Origin of the sequence: Nonomuraea candida, from assembly GCF_000725485.1 — a bacterium.
In the GTDB taxonomy this organism is placed as follows: Bacteria; Actinomycetota; Actinomycetes; order Streptosporangiales; family Streptosporangiaceae; genus Nonomuraea; species Nonomuraea candida.
In genome coordinates this window covers 72172-88480 of the sequence record NZ_JOAG01000018.1, presented here as the reverse complement: position 1 = coordinate 88480, position 16309 = coordinate 72172, and the positions used below count along the sequence as shown (strand labels likewise).

Genomic DNA, 16309 nt, shown 5'->3' with positions numbered 1-16309 from the left:
GTGCTGACCGTGGACTTCGCCCGGCTGCCCGTCGGGCCCGGCGTGCGCGTGCTCGACCTGGGCTGCGGCGGCGGCCGGCACGCGTTCGAGGTGCTGCGCCGGGGGGCGGACGTGATCGCGTTCGACATGGACCAGTCGGAGCTGGACGGCGTGGCGGCCATGTTCACGGCGATGGACAAGGCGGGCGAGGTGCCCGAGGGCGCCACCGGGGAGACCGTCCAGGGCACGGCGCTGGACATGCCGTTCGACGACGACGCCTTCGACCGGGTCATCGCGGCCGAGGTGCTGGAGCACATCCCCGACGACATGACCGCCATGCGGGAGATCTTCCGCGTGCTCAAGCCGGGCGGCACCGCCGCCGTGACCGTGCCGAGCTTCCTGCCCGAGCGCATCTGCTGGGCCCTGGACGAGGACTACCACACCGCCCCCGGCGGTCACGTGCGCATCTACACCCTCGCCGAGCTGTCGGCCAAGCTGAAGTCCGTCGGCTTCGAGATCGGCCCGCACCACCACGCTCACGGCCTGCACGCGCCCTACTGGTGGATCAAGTGCGCGGTGGGGGTCAACAACGACGAGCACCCTCTCGCCAAGGCCTACCACGAGCTGCTGGTCTGGGACATCATGAAGCGTCCCGCCGCGACCCGGATCGCCGAGGCCGTGCTCAACCCGATCATCGGCAAGAGCGTGGTCCTCTACGTCAGGAAGCCATGATCTCCCGCGCGGAGGTCGTGCGCACGGCCGAGAGCATCGCGGCGATCCAGCAGGACGACGGCGGCGTGCCCTGGCCCGAGGGCCACGTCGACGCGTGGAACCACGTCGAGTGCCTGATGGCGATGTCGGTCGCGGGCCTGGCCGAGCCGGTGCGCCGCGGCTACGCCTGGCTGGCCCGCCACCAGCGCGCCGACGGCTCCTGGCCGATGAAGCTGGTGGACGGCGTGCCCACGGAGCGGGGCGGCGAGAGCAACCACGCCGCCTACATCGCCGTCGGCGTCTGGCACCACCTTCTCGTCACCGGCGACCGGGCCTTCGCCGAGGAGAGCTGGCCGATGGTCAAGGCCGCGCTCGACTACGTGGCCGGGCTGCAGACCGAGCGGGGCGAGATCGTCTGGGAGCGCGACGCGCACGGCACGCCGGCGACGTACGCGCTGCTGACCGGCTGCTCCTCCATCCACCAGGGGCTGCGCTGCGGCGTGCTGCTCGCCGACCACCTGGGCGACCCGCAGCCGCACTGGGAGCTGGCCGCCGACCGGCTGGCCCACGTGCTGTCGGCCCACCCCGAGGCGTTCGCGGACAAGAGCCGCTTCTCCATGGACTGGTACTACCCGGTGCTCGGCGGCGCGGTGCGCGGGCCGCAGGCGTTCGAGCTGCTGGAGCGCGAGTGGGCCACGTTCGTGGTGCCGGGGCTGGGCATCCGCTGCGTGTCGGACCAGCCGTGGGTGACGGGGGCCGAGACGTGCGAGCTGGTGCTGGCGCTCGACGCCCTGGGCGACGGCGAACGGGCCCGTGCGCTCTTCGCCGACATGCAGCACCTGCGGCACGACGACGGCTCGTACTGGACCGGCTGGCAGTTCGCCAACCGCAAGCACTTCCCGCACGAGCGCTCCGGCTACACCGCCGCCGCCGTGGTGCTGGCGGCCGACGCGCTGCTCGGGCTCTCGCCCGGCAGCGGGCTGTTCCGCGACATCAACGGGACCGCCGTGTCCGACCCTGAGGTCTGCGGCTGCGCCGCGGTGCGCACCGAGGGGCTCTGAGCCGCCCGCACAACCGCTTTTGCGGGTTCTTTGCCGGGACGGGCCGGTGCGCCGCCGATGCGTCGCTCAGCGGGCTCATTAGCTTCTGAGTGATGTACGAGGCGTCTTCGGGGGAAGCGTGGGCGACACGGGCACACCATCGTTCTTGGACCAGGTCAGGACCGAGCCGACAGAGGGACCGGCAGAGGGACCGGCAGAGGGACCGGCAGAGGGACCGGCAGAGGGACCGGCACAGGAGCCGGCACAGGAGCCGGCACAGGAGCCGGCACCGGGTCCCGCACAGGGGCCGGTGCTCTCCAGGCCCAGGGGGCTGCGGCGGCTGCTGACCAAGGACCCGATGGAGGCCGACCTGGGCCGGCGCAGGTTCCGGCACAGGGGCGGCGCCGCGCGGACGGTCTTCACCACGTCCGAGCGATCGTACGTCTTCGGCTACAACGCGGTGATGTCACGAGAAGTCGAGAAGGTCGAGGAGCTCCCGCGGGACCAGCGGCCCTTCGCCTACGAGGGGGCGGCGGCCGCCTGCACGACGCTCGACCTGCTCACCCTGACCCGGGGCCGGCGCCTTCACGAGCTACTGGCCGGCCCCGCCCAGCATCACCGCCACGCCGCCTACCTCGGCGCCGGCCGCGCGTACGCGCTGCTGCGGCTGCGCCCGCTGTGGGGCGCGCGGCGGGCACACCCGCTGCTGCGCTGGCTGGCCGTGGACGGCTTCGGCTTCCAGTGGAGCCTGTCCAAGGCCGACCGCATGGTGGGCGAGCGCACCATGCCCGACCTGCTGACCCGGGCGCACTGCGCGGTGTTCGACCAGGGGCTGGGGCGGCTGCTCTGGTACCACGAGTGCGGCGCGCCCGACGACGTCTCGGCCAGGATCGGCGGGTACGCCATCCCGCGGCGGGCCGACCTGTGGAGCGGGGTCGGGTTCGCGGCGGCGTACACCGGCGGGGCCGAGGCCGACGAGCTGTGGTGGCTGACGGAGCGGGCCGGGTCCGACGGCTTCCGCGCGTACCTGGCGCAGGGGTGCGCGTTCGCGGTGGCGGCGCGGCTGCGCTCGGGCGACCTGCCCGAGCACGCCGCGCGGGCGGCGCCGATCCTGGCCGGCGCCGACCCGGAGGAGGCGGCGTCGTGGACCGACCGGGCGCTGATCGCGCTCGGCCACGAGGCGCACACGCACGAGGACTTCCGGAGCTGGCAGTCGCAGACCCGCCGCTCCTGGACCCGCCGCCACCGCTACTGACCCGCCGCACCGCACGGCGTGGCGGTGGACCGGTCAGATGCCCGGCCCGACCCGCTCCAGCACGCGCATCGACCCGGTGACCGACACCTCGTCGAACGCCCCGGAGTCCAGGGCCCGCCGGTAGACCCGGTACGGCGCCTGCCCCCCGTGGGCCGGGTCGGGGAAGACGTCGTGGAAGACCAGCGCCCCGCCCGGCATGACGTGCGGCGCCCAGCCCTCGTAGTCGCGGGTCACGGGCTCCTCGGAGTGGCCGCCGTCGATGAACAGCATGCCCAGCGGCGTGTTCCAGAGCCGGGCGACCCGTTCCGACCTGCCGACGATCGCGATCACCTCCTCCTCCAGCCCGGCGGAGGCGATCGTGGCCCGGAACGTCGGCAGCGAGTCCATCTTCCCGAACCGGGGGTCCACCAGGGTCGGGTCGTGGTGCGCCCACCCCGGCTGGATCTCCTCCGAGCCCCGGTGGTGGTCCACCGTGACGACCACGGACCCGCTCTGCCGGGCCGCCGCGCCGAGGTAGACGGCGGACTTGCCGCAGTAGGTGCCGATCTCGCAGATGGGGCCCAGCTTGCCGTAGTGGCAGGCCGTCTCGAACAGGGCCAGCCCCTCGTCGGGCGGCATGAATCCCTTGGCGTGTTTCGCCGCGTAGAGCAGCTCTGACGGCATCGTCATAGCCCTGCACCCTAGCCGAACCGAATAACATTCCAACGGACTCTTGCCGGGCCGTTCTGCAACCTGTTCTACTTGGCAGCGTGAATCAGCGCGCTCGCATCACGATGTCGGACGACGAGGTCACCGCGTTCCTGGAAGGGTCGCGCAAGCTGCAGCTGGCCACCATCAACCCCGATGGCACCCCGCACCTGGTGACCATGTTCTACGGCCTCGACGAGGGCCGCATCGCCTTCTGGACCTACGCCAAGGCGCAGAAGACCCGCAACCTGACCCGCGACCCCCGGGTGAGCTGCCTGGTCGAGGCCGGGGACGACTACGACGAGCTGCGCGGCGTCCTGCTCTACGGCAAGGCACTGAAGGTGGACGACCGCGACCGGGTCATGGCCATCGGCATGATGATCGCCCGCAGGATGACGCCGGGCGTGCCGGACGAGCTGCTGCGCCCGTATGTGGAGAAAACAGGGCTCAAGCGGGTTGCGTACGTCGTCGAGCGCACGAAAGTGGTCTCATGGGACCACAGGAGACTCACGTCACCTGCCACCGGCTGACGCCGATCCCGCACCCCCGGCGTCACCGATACTTTTCCATACTGTTTTCGAGAGGAGGGGCGGCGGGCGACCGGTCCCCCGGCCGCACGCCGCGATCCCGATGAAAATCAAGGTGGACGAGCTGGTCTGCGAGGCCAACGCCGTGTGCATGGGGCTCGCGCCGGAAGTGTTCGAGGTGGACGACGACGACCAGCTGCACATCCTGCTGCCCGAACCACCCCCCGAGATGCTGGACCGCGTCCGCCACGCGGTCAGGTCCTGCCCGAAAGCCGCTCTGTCCCTCGAGGAATAGCCCCCAGGCACGAGGAGGAACCCCGAATGCGCGCCGCGATCCTGCACGCCGTAGGCAACGACAAGCTCGACATCCGCGACGACGTGACCCTGGCCCCCACCGGGCCCGCGGAGGTGCGCGTGCGCATCAGGGCCACGGGCGTGTGCCACTCGGACCTGTCGGCCATGTCCGGCGTGCTGCCCCAGCCCGTTCCGCTCATCCTCGGCCACGAGGGCGCGGGCGAGGTCGTCGAGGTGGGCGAGCACGTCACGTCCGTCAAGCCCGGCGACCACGTCGTCATCAGCTGGCGCCCGGCCTGCCAGGAGTGCGAGCTGTGCGTGGGCGGCCAGCCGTACATGTGCATGAAGTACGTCGTCGAGTCGTTCAGCAAGGGCAACTTCCGCTTCGGCGGCGACGACGCGACGGCGTTCGGGATGGCCGGCTGCGGCACCTGGGCGGAGGAGATCCTCGTCCCCTGGCAGGGCGCGATCAAGGTGGACGACGACCTGCCGTGGGAGGCGGCGGCCCTGATCGGCTGCGGCATCACGACCGGCGTCGGCGCCGTGCTCAACACCGCCAAGGTGCGCCCGGGCTCCACCGTCGCGGTCATCGGCTGCGGCGGCGTCGGCCTGTCCGTCATCCAGGGCGCCCGGCTCTCCGGCGCCAGGACGATCCTCGCGATCGACCCGCTGGAGTCCAAGCACGAGCTGGCCAGGAAGGTCGGGGCCACGCACGCGGTGACGCCCGAGCAGGTCCCCGGGGCGCTGCAGGAGCTCACCGGCGGCAGCGGCTTCGACTACGGCTTCGAGGTCGTCGGCAAGTCGGCCACCATCCAGAGCGCCTGGCAGCTCACCCGGCAGGGCGGCGACGTGATCGTGGTCGGGGCGGGCGCGATGGACGACATGGTCTCGATCTCGGCCTTCAGCCTGCTCTTCGAGGGCAAGACCCTCAAGGCCAGCCTGTACGGCGAGTCGGACGTGCGCCACGACTTCCCGTACTTCGCCAAGCTCCACAAGTCCGGCCTGCTCGACCTGGAGTCCATGATCAGCTCCCGCATCCGCCTGGCCGACCTCAACGACGCCGTGGAGGCCCTGCGCGGCGGCGAGGTCCTCCGCCAGATCGTCCTCATGGACTGACCCGGGCCCGGAGCCTCCCCGGCCTCCCGGGGCGGGAGGTGGGTGGTGGGGCCGTTCGCGTGGCAGACGGCCCCACGGAGGTGCTACTCGGTGCTACTCGGTGCTACTCGGTGGAGAAGGCGGCGTCGAAGGCCGTGGCGGGCGGGGTGATGGCGTTGAGGCGGCGGATGTAGGCCAGCGCCTCCTTGGCCCCGTCGAGCCGGTCCATCCCGGCGTCCTCCCACTCGATCGAGATGGGGCCCTCGTAGCCGATCGCGTTCAGCGCGCGGAAGCAGTCCTCCCACGGCACGTCGCCGCGCCCGGTCGAGACGAAGTCCCAGCCCCGGCGCATGTCGGCCCACGGCAGGTGCGACGACAGGCGGCCCTTGCGGCCGTCGCCGACCCGCACCCGGGTGTCCTTGCAGTCCACGTGGTAGATGCGGTCCTTGAAGTCCAGGATGAAGCCCACCGGGTCGAGGTCCTGCCAGACCATGTGGGAGGGGTCCCAGTTCAGGCCGAACGCCGGGCGGTGGCCGATGGCCTCCAGGGTGCGCACGGTGGTGTGATAGTCGTAGGCGATCTCGCTGGGGTGCACCTCGTGGGCGAAGCGCACGCCCACCTCGTCGAAGACGTCGAGGATGGGGTTCCAGCGGTCGGCGAAGTCCTGGTAGCCGGCGTCGATCATGGAGGCGGGCACCGGCGGGAACATGGCCACGGTGTGCCAGATCGACGAGCCCGTGAAGCCCACCACGGTGTCCACGCCGAGCAGCGCGGCGGCGCGGGCGGTGTTCTTCATGTCCTCGGCCGCCGCCTGGCGCACGGACTCGGGGTCGCCGTTGCCCCAGATGCGCGCCGGGAGGATGGCCTTGTGACGGGCGTCGATGGGGTGGTCGCAGACGGCCTGGCCGACCAGGTGGTTGGAGATCGTCCACACCTTCAGGCCGTGCTTGTCGAGCTGCTCGCGCTTCTGCTCCACGTACGAGGGGTCGGCCACGGCCTGCGCCACGTCGAAGTGGTCGCCCGAGCAGGCGATCTCCAGCCCGTCGTAGCCCCATTCGGCCGCCAGCCGGCACACCTCCTCGAACGGCAGGTCGGCCCACTGCCCGGTGAACAGTGTGACTGGTCGCATCAATCCTCCACGTTCGTGTAGCGGCTGCCGTCAGCCGCGCTGCGCTCGACCGCCTCCAGCACCCGCTGCACCCGCAGCCCGTCGGCGAACGACGGGGACGGGTCGGCGCCGGTGGCGACCGCTTCCAGGAAGTCCTTGATCTCGTGGGTGAACGTGTGCTCGTAGCCGAGGCCGTGGCCGGGCGGCCACCAGGCGCCGACGTACGGGTGGTCGGGCTCGGTGACCAGGATGCGCTCGAAGCCGCCGCCGCCCGCGCTGAACCACAGCTCGTTCATGGCCTCGAAGTCGAAGGCCAGGCTGCCACGCGAGCCGTTGAGCTCGATGCGCATCGCGTTCTTGCGCCCGTTGGCGAAACGGGTCGCCTCGAACGAGGCCAGCGCGCCGTCCGACATCCGCCCGATGAACAGGGCGGCGTCGTCGACCGTGACCTCGCCCTTGGCGTCGGAGGCGGTCGCGCCGAGCCCGGCGGACTCCGCCGCCAGCGGGCGCTCCTTGACGAACGTCTCCGTCAGCGCCGAGACGCCCAGCAGGTGCTGCCCGGTGATGAACTGGGCGGCGTCGACGATGTGCGCGCCGATGTCGCCGAGCGCGCCGGAGCCGGCCTTGTCCTTCTGCAGCCGCCAGACCAGCGGGAACTCGGGGTCGACGATCCAGTCCTGCAGGTACTGGGCCCGCACGTGCCTGATCTCGCCGATCCGCCCCTCCTCGACGTACCGGCGGGCGAGCGCGATCGCGGGCACCCGCCGGTAGTTGAAGGCCACCATGCTCTTACCCGGTGCGCCGGCCGCGGCCGCCACCATGGCCTCGGCCTCGGCGACGGTGTTGGCCAGCGGTTTCTCGCAGATCACGTGCTTGCCGGCCTGCAGCGCGGCGATGGCGATCTCCGCGTGGGAGTCGCCCGGCGTGCAGATGTCGACGATCTGCACGTCGTCGCGCTTGACCAGCTCTCTCCAGTCCGTCTCGATGTCGGCCCAGCCGAGCTGCGCGGCGGCGGCCTCGGTGCGCTCCTTGGACCGGCCCGCGAGCACCGCCATGCGCGGCGCCAGCGGCAGGTCGAAGAAGGCTCCGACGCTCCTCCAGGCTTGGGAGTGGACACGGCCCATGAACGCGTAGCCGATCATGCCCACGCCGATGGTGGTTCTGTCTGACATGCAACCCCCGATCAGGATCAGGATTCGAAGCCGAGCGCCAGGTACTTCTCGACGTTCTCCTTGGTAATGGTCTCGGAAGCGAGCGTGATCGACTGGGGAACCTGGTTTTCCACCAGATCGCTCATGCCCTTCCCCTGTGCTATCAGACGCGCCAGCTTGATCGCCGAGGAGGCCATGGTCGGCGAGTACGTCACCGTGGCCTTCAGCACGGACGTGCCGGACTGGATCTCCTTCATCGCGTTCAGCGAGCCGGCGCCGCCGACCATGACGAACTCGGTGCGGTTGGCCTCCTTGATCGCCGCCAGCACGCCGACGCCCTGGTCGTCGTCGTGGTTCCAGAGCGCGTCGATCTTCTTGTGCGCCTGCAGCAGCGAGGTGGCCACCTGGTTGCCGGTCTCGACCGTGAACTTGGCGTCCTGCTTGGCCGTGACGCTGAACCCGTACGTCTTCAGCGCGTCGGCGAAGCCCTTGCTGCGGTCCTGCGTCAGCGGCAGCGTGGCGATGCCCTGGATCTCGACGATCACGGGGTCGGCCACGCCCTTGTCCTTGAGCTGCTTGCCGATGAAGTGCCCGGCGGCCACGCCCATGCCGTAGTTGTCGCCGCCGATCCACGTCCGATATGCCAATTTGTCGGGGAAAATGCGGTCGAGGTTGATGACCGGGATGCCCGCCGCGGTGGCCTGCAACGCGACCTGGTTGAGCTGCTGGCCGTCGTTGGGCAGGATCACCAGCGCGTTCACCTTGGCCGCGATCAGCGACTCCACCGCGGAGATCTGCTGGTTGATGTCATTGGTCGGCTCGACCGGCCGGAAGTCCACGTCGGTGTACTGCTTCGCGGTGGCCTCGGCGTTCTTGGCGATCGCCGCGATCCAGCCGTGGTCGGCCGCCGGCGCCGAGAAGCCGATCGTCACCTTGGTGCCGGGCTGATCGTTGCCACTGGCCGCGGGGGCGGGCGCCGGTGCCGCGCTGGTGGGCGCGGCCGCGGGCTCGTTGCTGGTGCAGCCGGCCGCCAGCAGCGCGGCCCCGCCGAGCCCCCCGACCAGGAACCCCCTGCGCGCGACGTTGTCACTCATGGTGCTCTCTCCTTCAAGTTCCGCCGCTGGAGAAGGACGGCGACGACGATGATCAGGCCCTTGGCGATCAGCTGGTCGCTGGTGTTGAGCCCGTTGAGGATGAACAGGTTGGTGATGAGGGTGAAGATCAGCAGGCCCAGGATCGAGCCCATGATCGTGCCTCGCCCTCCGGTGAGCAGGGTGCCGCCGATGATCACGGCGGCGATGGCGTCGAGCTCGTACAGGTCGCCGTGGGTGGACGAGCCCGTCGTCGTGCGCGCCATGATCAGGATGGCGGCGACGCCGCAGCACAGGCCCGACAGCGCGTACAGCAGCATCGTGTGCCTGCGCACGTCGATCCCGGCCAGCCGGGCCGCCTCGGGGTTGCCGCCCACCGCGTACGTGCGCCGCCCGAACGTCGTGCGGTTGAGCAGGATCCACCCCAGCACCACGACCAGCGCGAAGATGTAGACCAGCAGCGGGATGCCCAGCCAGCGCGTGGTGGACAGCTCCACGATGGCGGAGTTCTCCGCCTGGATGAGCTGGGTCTTGCGGTCGGACATGCGCTGGGCCAGGCCCCGCGCCGCCACCAGCATCGCCAGCGTGGCGATGAACGGCACCAGCCGCCCGTAGGCGATCAGCCACCCGTTGACCAGCCCCGCCCCGGTGCCGACGAGGATCGCGCAGATCGCCATCACCACCGGCCCGTACGACTGCGTGGCCAGCGTCGTCGCCCACACGCTCGCCAGCGCCATCACCGCGCCCACCGACAGGTCGATGCCCCCGCCGATGATCACGAACGTGGCCCCGACCGTGATCACACCGATCGTGGCGGCCAGCGACAGGATGCTGACCATGTTGGAGGCGGTGGCGAAGTTCTCCGGCCGGGTGACCAGCCCGACGACGACCAGCAGCGCCAGCGCGCCCAGCAGGCCGAGATGACGCATCTCACCGACCCCGCGGATCGACGGCAGCGCCGGCGCGGCCGTCTTCCCCTTCGTCGTGGGCTCGCCCATCAGGCCGCCCTCCCATTCATGATCATGTCCAGTACGCGGTGCTCGTCCAGTTCGGCCGCCTCTCCCTCGTGAATGACGCTCCCCTCGCGCAGCACCAGCACCCGGTCGGCCAGGCCCAGCACCTCGGGCACCTCGCTGGAGACCAGCAGCACGCCGATGCCCCGCTCGGCCAGGTCGTGGATGACCGCGTACAGCTCGGCCCTGGCGCCCACGTCGACGCCCCGGGTGGGCTCGTCGAGCAGGAGCAGCTTGCGCCCGCCGAGCAGCCAGCGGGCCAGCACGGCCTTCTGCTGGTTGCCGCCCGAGAGGGTTCTGATCGGGCGTTCGGGATCGGGTGGGCGGATGTCCAGCAGCTCCGACAGCCGCTTGGCCTCGCTGCGCTCGCGTTTCCTGTCGATCCAGCCGAACCTGGCGAACTCCGGCAGGGTGCCCAGCGTGATGTTGGAGGTGACGCTCTGGTCGAGGAGCAGGGCCTGGGCCTTGCGCTCCTCGGGGGCCAGGCCCATGCCCCGCCTGACCGTGCCGACCACGCCGCGGCGCACCGGACGGCCCTCCAGCAGGACGCGGCCGGAGAAGGGGCGGGCGCCGTACACCGCTTCGAGGATCTCCGAGCGGCCCGAGCCGACGAGCCCGGCCAGGCCCACGATCTCGCCCGCCCGCACGGTGAACGACACGTCGGCGAAGACCCCGGGCGCGCTCAGCCCCTCGACGCGCAGCACCTCCTCGCCCGCCTTCCGCCCGGTCCTGGGCGGGAAGACGTACTCGACGTTCCGGCCCGTCATGAGCGAGACGATCTGCGTGGTCGGCGTGTCGCGGGCGGGCAGGCCGACGGCGACCGTGCGGCCGTCCTTCAGCACCGTGACCCGGTCGCCGATCTCGCGGATCTCCTCCAGCCGGTGGGAGATGTAGACCACGGCCACGCCCTGGGCGGTGAGCTCGCGGATGATGCGGAAGAGGTTGGCCACCTCGTCGTGGGCGAGCGCGGCCGACGGCTCGTCCATGATGATCAGGCGGGCGTCGTGGGAGAGCGCGCGGGCCATCGAGACGACCTGCTTGGCCGCCGGCGACAGCCGCCCGACCTCCACCGACGGGCGGATCTCCGGGTGGCCCAGGCGCTCCAGCACCTCGCGCGCGGCGCGCCTGCCCGCGGCCCTGTTCACGAAGCCCAGGCGGGCGTGCTCGTGGCCGAGAAAGATGTTCTCGGCCACGCTGAGCCCGTCGACCAGGTCGAGCTCCTGGTAGATGGTGGCGAAGCCGAGCTTGATGGCGTCGTTGGGGCTGCCGGGGCGCACTTCGGCCCCGTTGAACGAGATGGTGCCCTCGTCCGGCTGGTGCACCCCGGCCAGCACCTTGATGAGAGTGGATTTGCCGGCGCCGTTCTGGCCGAGCAGGCAGTGCACCTCGCCCGCCCGTACGTCCAGGTCGACCCCGTCCAGCGCGCGCACGCCGGGGAACTGCTTGACGATGCCCTTCATGACCAGCATCGGGACGTCCCTTTCAGGCGTTGACGTTCAGGCGTTGACGATGCGGTTGATGTTGTCCGGCGACAGGTAGTGCTCGATGGCGAGGATTCCGGCGCCGAGCGCGGCGGCGTTGATGCCGGTGCGGCTCGGCGTGATCGACAGGTGGTGCGTGGCCAGCGGCAGCGAGCGGCGGTAGACCGTCTCCCTGATCCCGGCCAGCAGGTGCTCGTGGACCCGCGACAGCGCGCCGCCGATGACGATGACCTCGGGGTTGAAGAAGTTGACCAGGCTGGCCAGCACTTCGCCGATGAGCCGGCCGGCCTCCCTGACCAGGCGCAGCGCCTGGGTGTTGCCGGCCTGGACGAGCGCCACGACGTCGGCCCCCGACTCGGCGGGCAGGCCCAGCTCGGTCAGCCGCCGCGCGATGGCGGCGCCGCCGGCCACGGCCTCCAGGCAGGCGCTGTTGCCGCAGCGGCAGCCGGCGTCCTCGTGGCCGCTGACCCGGATGTGCCCGATGTCGCCGGCCGAGCCCTGGGCGCCCCTGTGCAGCTTGCCCTCGGCCATGATGCCGCAGCCGATGCCGGTGCCGACCTTGACGAACAGCAGGTGCTTGGCGCCGGAGAAGGCGCCCCGGTGCTCGCCCAGCGCCATCACGTTGACGTCGTTGTCCACCAGGACCTCGACGCCCTCGAAGTAGTCGGGGATGGGGTAGTCGTTCCAGCCGGGCATGATCGGCGGGTTGTTGGGCCGCCCGGTGGCGAACTCCACCGGCCCCGGCACCCCGATCCCCACGGCGCGCAGCGCCTTGCGGGGCCGCCCCGCCCGGCCGAGCAGCTGGTCGAGCCGCTCGTCCACGTGCGCGAGCACCTTCTCGGGCCCCTCGCCGATCAGCAGGGAGTCCTCGCACTCGGCCAGCACGTTCCCGCTGATGTCCATGAGCGCGACCCGGCAGTGCGTGGCGCCCAGGTCCACGCCGGCGAAGGCGTGGTCCTCGGTGTGCAGGCGGAGCTGGCGCGGCGGGCGGCCGCCGGTGGACTCGCCGCTCTCGGTCTCCTCGACCAGCCCGCGCTCGATCAGCGCGTCCACGCGCTGGGAGATCGTGGACCTGGCGAGGCCGGTGAGCCTGGCCAGATCGGAACGGGTCGTCGCGGAGCCCGCGCTGATGAGTGTCAGCACGTCGCCGGCGGAGCCCGGCTGGGGGGTCATGCCGCGACAATAAGATCACCGATGCGGCAAATCAAGAGCGGGGATCGACCAAACTCGCCCAACTTCCGCCGAAAATCGAACAAAGCGCCCTTTGTGCTTAAATTCCCTGACATTTAGGCGCTTGTCGCAGGGCGAGGAGCCTCCTTTGATCCGACGCGTCACCCGTATCGCCCTGTCCGTCGTGGTCGCCGCCGGACTGTTGTGGTGGGGCTACACCGCCCTCCTCGCCCCGCCGGAGGCGGCCGTACAGGTGCGGCCGCCCGCCTGGGCCCGCTGTCCCGGCACGCTCGACGTCGAGTGCGCGAGCATCGAGGTCCCCGTCGACCACGCCGCCCCCGGGGGCGCGCGGATCGACCTGGCCCTCGCGCGGCTCCCGGTGCGCTATCCCGAGCGGCGGCTCGGCTCGCTCGTCGTCAACTACGGAGGCCCCGGCGTCTCCGGCGTGGAGACGCTGATCGCCGACCAGGAGACGTTCAACCCGCTGCGCGCCCGCTACGACATCGTGGCCTTCGACCCGCGCGGCGTCGGGAAGAGCGCCCCGGTGGACTGCTCGCCGGGAGGCGGGCGCGCGCCGTACCTCGCCCTGGACCAGACCCCGGACACCGAGGCCGAGCTCCAGGCCCTGCTCGCGGCCAGGGACGAGCACGCGGCGGCGTGCGAGCGGCGTCACGGCGGCCTGCTGGCGCACCTGTCGACCGAGGCGACCGCTCACGACCTGGACCTCCTGCGCGCGGCGCTGGGCGACGACCGGCTGAGCTACCTCGGCTACTCGTACGGCGGCGGCCTCGGCGCCGTCTACTCCTGGCACTACCCCGGCAGGGTCGGCCGCATGGTCCTGGACGCCCCGATGCCCGTCGGCGGGCCGGGAGAGCCGAAGGTCGACGGCTCCCGCGCCTCCGACCTGGCGATCAAGACGTTCGCCGAGGACTGCGTGAGACGTCCCGACTGTCCCCTGGGCAGCCGCGAGCTGGACGTGGCGCTGGCGAAGCTGCGCGACCTCGTCCAGGACCTCGACCGCCGGCCGCTCAAGGTCACGGGCGGCACGCTCGACGACACCGGCGCCGCGGCGGGCATCTTCAACCTGCTCTACTCCACGGACTCGTGGCAGAGCCTGCGCGGCGCGCTGGCCGGCGTCCTCCACGGCGACGGGCAGGCGCTCTACGACGCGGCCGCCATGGAGGGCCAGGACGGCGCGTACGGCGACGCCGCCCTGGTGATCGGCTGCAACGACAACCCCTCCCGGCCCGAGCCCGGGAGCCTGCACGAGCAGGCGCGGATCGCCCGGCAGTACGCGCCGGTCACCGGCGCCTGGCAGGTCTGGACCAATCTGCGCTGCCAGGGCTGGCAGCCGCGGGAGGGGGCCGTCTGGCCCGACGAGGCGCCCGCTCAGCTTCCGCCGATCATGGTCGTGGGGACGACCGGCGATCCCGTCGTCACCTATGGAGAGGTGCAGACGGTCAGGGACGCCCTGCCGGACTCGGTGCTGGTCTCGGTGCCCGGAAACACGCACACCACGTACGGCAGCGCCGACCGGTGCGCCAACGAGACGATGCGGGCGTACCTGCTGGACGGGGTGGTCCCCGCCGCGGACGTGGAATGCCCGGCGGCGGGGGCGAGCAAGGGGTAGGAGACGGGCGTCAGAGGTGGGTGATCAGGGCGGCGAACAGGGCGGTGAACAGGGCGGTGATCAGAGCATCGCCTTCATCGAGTCGCCGGCCGTCAGCACGTACGGCTGCTCGGCCATCACCGCCTCCCAGTTGTCGGCGATCGACTCGGGCGTGAGGTCGTCGGCGCGCCAGCCCGGCCCCTCGGCCACGAAGACCCGCGCCACCCGGCCGCCCCCGACCGTGAAGACCTCGCCGCTCGCCTCGCACGACTCGTGCACGAGCCACGCCACCAGCGCGCTGACCCGCTCCGGCGTGAACTTGGCCTCGAACTCGGCCGGCAGCAGCGCCTCCGTCATCCGGGTCCAGGCCACGGGGGCGATGGCGTTGGCCTTGATGCCGTTGCGCGCGCCCTCGATGCCGAGCGTCTTGGTCAGGCCGACCAGGCCCATCTTGGCGGTGGAGTAGTTGGCCTGGCCGAAGTTGCCGAACAGTCCCGCCGGACTGGAGGTGTTGACGATCCGCCCGTAGCCCGCGGCCTTCATCAGCGGGTAGGCGGCCCGGCTGACCAGGTAGGAGCCGCGTACGTGCACGGCCAGCACGCCGTCGAAGTCCTCGACCGTCATCTTGCCGAACGACTTGTCCCGCAGGATGCCCGCGTTGTTGACGACGATGTCGACCTTGCCGAACGCGTCGACGGCCGCCTGCACGATGGCCTCGGCGCCCTCGGGCGTGGCGACGTTGTCCGTGCTGGCGACGGCCTGGCCGCCGTTCTGCCTGATGAGCTCGGCCACCTCGGCGGCGGGCCCGGCGGAGGCGCCCGTGCCGTCGAGCGCGCCCCCGAGGTCGTTGACGACGACCTTGGCGCCCCGCTCTGCCAGCAGGAGCGCGTGTGACCTGCCGAGGCCGTGCCCGGCCCCCGTGATGATCGCGACCCTGTCATCGAACCGAAGCATCGAACCTCCCGCGCAGGAGAACAACATTCTAGTACGAGTACGATAACCGCCTCAGGGCAACCGCCACAGGTCCGGCTCGCGCACCTCTTTGACCACCCGCCCCTTGGCCTCCAGCCAGACCAGGTGAGCCAGCGTCTCGTTGTTGGCCGAACGCCGCATGAACGGCGGGATCGTCTCCCACGGCCGCGACCACGTCAACCGGGTGGCCACGTCCCAGCACGTCGCGCCGCCGAGCTCGCCCACCACCCGCTCGATCTCGGCCAGGCGGTCGTCGTGGTGGGCCATCACGGCGTCCACCCGCTCGGCCAGCTCCAGGAAGCGGTACTCGTGCGCGGGCAGCACCTCGTCCACCTCCAGCTTGCGCACGGAGGCCAGCGAGTCCAGGTAGTCGGCCAGCGGGTTCGGCCCCGACTGCGGGTGCACGGCCACGATGGGCGTGATCCTCGCCAGCACGTGGTCGCCGGAGAAGAGCACCCGGCGCCCGGGCGAGACGAAGCAGAGATGGCCCGGCGAGTGGCCGGGCGTCCACAGGGCCCGCAGGTCCCAGCCGGGCAGGCCGAGGTCGTCGCCGTCCTCGATGAGCCGGTCGGGCCTGGCCATCGAGACCATGTGCCGGATCATCATGGAGGCGCCGGCCAGCTCGTCCAGCGTCAGCTCGGGGACGCCGCAGCGGGCCAGCAGCGCCCGCTCCCGCTGGACGAGGGAGTCGATGGCCTCGTCGTCGTACCGCTCGCGCACCAGGCGGGCGTCGGCCGGGTGCAGCCCGATCCAGGCTCCCGAGCTCTCCCTGATGCGGCCGGCCAGTCCGTAGTGGTCGGGGTGGATGTGGGTGACGAGCACGCCCTTGACGTCGGTGATCGCGTATCCGGCCACCCCCAGTCCCGCGACGAGCGCGTCGTACGCCTCGTCGGTGTTCCAGCCGGCGTCGATGATCGCCACGCCGCCGGGCAGCTCCAGGGCGTAGACCAGCACGTACCGGAGAGGGTTGATCGGGATCGGCACGGGGATGGACCAGACGCCGGGGCGCACCCGTTCGACTTCGGGGAGCACTCCGCCGACCCATGCCTCCCGCTGTGCCGCGTTCGAGGGGGTCACCGCAAATTTCGCCACATGCCCGAATATAGGTGGGCGCCCGAATCATGTT

Annotated in this window: 16 protein-coding genes; 7 read left to right on the top strand and 9 right to left on the bottom strand. The window is 71.3% G+C overall.

The annotated features are described in order from the left end of the window. The 3 genes from IO39_RS18595 to IO39_RS18585 all read left to right on the top strand — a co-directional run bounded on the left by IO39_RS18595 (position 1) and on the right by IO39_RS18585 (position 2985). On the top strand, positions 1-711 hold the full coding sequence (locus tag IO39_RS18595; protein ID WP_043624429.1) for a class I SAM-dependent methyltransferase: 711 nt from the start codon (positions 1-3) through the stop codon (positions 709-711). After that, positions 708-1751, top strand: coding sequence for a glycoside hydrolase family 15 protein (locus IO39_RS18590; protein ID WP_043624426.1), 1044 nt, complete (start codon positions 708-710; stop codon positions 1749-1751). The genes IO39_RS18595 and IO39_RS18590 overlap by 4 nt, the downstream gene beginning before the upstream one ends. 289 nt (positions 1752-2040) lie before the next feature. Next, positions 2041-2985, top strand: coding sequence for a DUF1702 family protein (locus IO39_RS18585; RefSeq protein ID WP_052423053.1), 945 nt, complete (start codon positions 2041-2043; stop codon positions 2983-2985). 33 nt (positions 2986-3018) lie between these two features. Here the strand turns inward: IO39_RS18585 and IO39_RS18580 are convergent, their stop codons facing one another. Further along, positions 3019-3648, bottom strand: a complete 630-nt coding sequence (locus IO39_RS18580) for a class I SAM-dependent methyltransferase (protein WP_084773082.1) — start codon at positions 3646-3648, stop codon at positions 3019-3021. An 86-nt stretch (positions 3649-3734) separates the two neighbouring features. On the opposite strand from IO39_RS18580, the gene IO39_RS18575 reads away from it, so the two are divergent. The 3 genes from IO39_RS18575 to IO39_RS18565 all read left to right on the top strand — a co-directional run bounded on the left by IO39_RS18575 (position 3735) and on the right by IO39_RS18565 (position 5609). Continuing rightward, entirely contained in the window at positions 3735-4202 is a 468-nt protein-coding gene (locus tag IO39_RS18575) for a pyridoxamine 5'-phosphate oxidase family protein (protein ID WP_043624420.1), read from the top strand. A 100-nt stretch (positions 4203-4302) separates the two neighbouring features. Then, entirely contained in the window at positions 4303-4494 is a 192-nt protein-coding gene (locus IO39_RS18570; protein ID WP_043624416.1) for a ferredoxin, read from the top strand. Between the two features lie 26 nt (positions 4495-4520). After that, positions 4521-5609, top strand: coding sequence for a Zn-dependent alcohol dehydrogenase (locus IO39_RS18565; RefSeq protein WP_043624413.1), 1089 nt, complete (start codon positions 4521-4523; stop codon positions 5607-5609). A 103-nt stretch (positions 5610-5712) separates the two neighbouring features. On the opposite strand, the gene IO39_RS18560 is transcribed toward IO39_RS18565, so the two are convergent. From IO39_RS18560 to IO39_RS18535, 6 genes are read right to left on the bottom strand one after another with little or no spacing between them, the layout of a single operon-like run. Further along, positions 5713-6720, bottom strand: a complete 1008-nt coding sequence (locus IO39_RS18560) for a sugar phosphate isomerase/epimerase family protein (RefSeq protein ID WP_043624411.1) — start codon at positions 6718-6720, stop codon at positions 5713-5715. Then, positions 6717-7868: a Gfo/Idh/MocA family protein gene (locus tag IO39_RS18555; protein ID WP_211267066.1), complete on the bottom strand. Its 1152-nt coding sequence runs from the start codon at positions 7866-7868 to the stop codon at positions 6717-6719. Before IO39_RS18555 ends, IO39_RS18560 begins: the two co-directional genes overlap by 4 nt. 17 nt (positions 7869-7885) lie before the next feature. After that, a complete protein-coding gene (locus IO39_RS18550) occupies positions 7886-8941 on the bottom strand; it encodes an ABC transporter substrate-binding protein (RefSeq protein ID WP_043624408.1) in 1056 nt (351 codons plus the stop codon). Then, positions 8938-9936 carry an ABC transporter permease gene (locus IO39_RS18545; protein ID WP_043624405.1) on the bottom strand — a complete coding sequence of 333 codons (999 nt, stop codon included), beginning with the start codon at positions 9934-9936 and terminating at the stop codon, positions 8938-8940. The genes IO39_RS18550 and IO39_RS18545 overlap by 4 nt, the downstream gene beginning before the upstream one ends. Then, positions 9936-11420 carry a sugar ABC transporter ATP-binding protein gene (locus IO39_RS18540; RefSeq protein WP_043624402.1) on the bottom strand — a complete coding sequence of 495 codons (1485 nt, stop codon included), beginning with the start codon at positions 11418-11420 and terminating at the stop codon, positions 9936-9938. Before IO39_RS18540 ends, IO39_RS18545 begins: the two co-directional genes overlap by 1 nt. Before the next feature lie 27 nt (positions 11421-11447). Beyond that, positions 11448-12605, bottom strand: a complete 1158-nt coding sequence (locus tag IO39_RS18535; protein WP_043624400.1) for an ROK family transcriptional regulator — start codon at positions 12603-12605, stop codon at positions 11448-11450. 145 nt (positions 12606-12750) lie between these two features. Between IO39_RS18535 and IO39_RS18530 the strand changes: the two genes are divergently transcribed. Then, positions 12751-14232 carry an alpha/beta hydrolase gene (locus IO39_RS18530; RefSeq protein WP_043624396.1) on the top strand — a complete coding sequence of 494 codons (1482 nt, stop codon included), beginning with the start codon at positions 12751-12753 and terminating at the stop codon, positions 14230-14232. 60 nt (positions 14233-14292) lie between these two features. Here the strand turns inward: IO39_RS18530 and IO39_RS18525 are convergent, their stop codons facing one another. Both IO39_RS18525 and IO39_RS18520 read right to left on the bottom strand, forming a co-directional pair. Continuing rightward, complete coding sequence (locus IO39_RS18525) at positions 14293-15165, bottom strand: SDR family oxidoreductase (protein ID WP_043624393.1); 873 nt, start codon at positions 15163-15165, stop codon at positions 14293-14295. Positions 15166-15216: 51 nt separating this feature from the next. Further along, positions 15217-16275 (bottom strand): MBL fold metallo-hydrolase, encoded by a 1059-nt coding sequence (locus tag IO39_RS18520; RefSeq protein WP_084773067.1) that lies wholly within the window; start codon positions 16273-16275, stop codon positions 15217-15219. Between the last annotated feature and the right edge of the window lie 34 nt (positions 16276-16309).

Excerpts from the sequence above, each read along its gene's own strand:
- IO39_RS18590 (WP_043624426.1), top strand. The coding sequence starts at position 708 with ATGATCTCCCGCGCGGAGGTCGTGCGCACGGCCGAGAGCATCGCGGCG.
- IO39_RS18580 (WP_084773082.1), bottom strand. The coding sequence starts at position 3,648 with ATGCCGTCAGAGCTGCTCTACGCGGCGAAACACGCCAAGGGATTCATG.
- IO39_RS18570 (WP_043624416.1), top strand. The coding sequence starts at position 4,303 with ATGAAAATCAAGGTGGACGAGCTGGTCTGCGAGGCCAACGCCGTGTGC.
- IO39_RS18565 (WP_043624413.1), top strand. The coding sequence starts at position 4,521 with ATGCGCGCCGCGATCCTGCACGCCGTAGGCAACGACAAGCTCGACATC.
- IO39_RS18555 (WP_211267066.1), bottom strand. The coding sequence starts at position 7,868 with ATGTCAGACAGAACCACCATCGGCGTGGGCATGATCGGCTACGCGTTC.
- IO39_RS18550 (WP_043624408.1), bottom strand. The coding sequence starts at position 8,941 with ATGAGTGACAACGTCGCGCGCAGGGGGTTCCTGGTCGGGGGGCTCGGC.
- IO39_RS18545 (WP_043624405.1), bottom strand. The coding sequence starts at position 9,936 with ATGGGCGAGCCCACGACGAAGGGGAAGACGGCCGCGCCGGCGCTGCCG.
- IO39_RS18540 (WP_043624402.1), bottom strand. The coding sequence starts at position 11,420 with ATGCTGGTCATGAAGGGCATCGTCAAGCAGTTCCCCGGCGTGCGCGCG.
- IO39_RS18535 (WP_043624400.1), bottom strand. The coding sequence starts at position 12,605 with ATGACCCCCCAGCCGGGCTCCGCCGGCGACGTGCTGACACTCATCAGC.
- IO39_RS18525 (WP_043624393.1), bottom strand. The coding sequence starts at position 15,165 with ATGCTTCGGTTCGATGACAGGGTCGCGATCATCACGGGGGCCGGGCAC.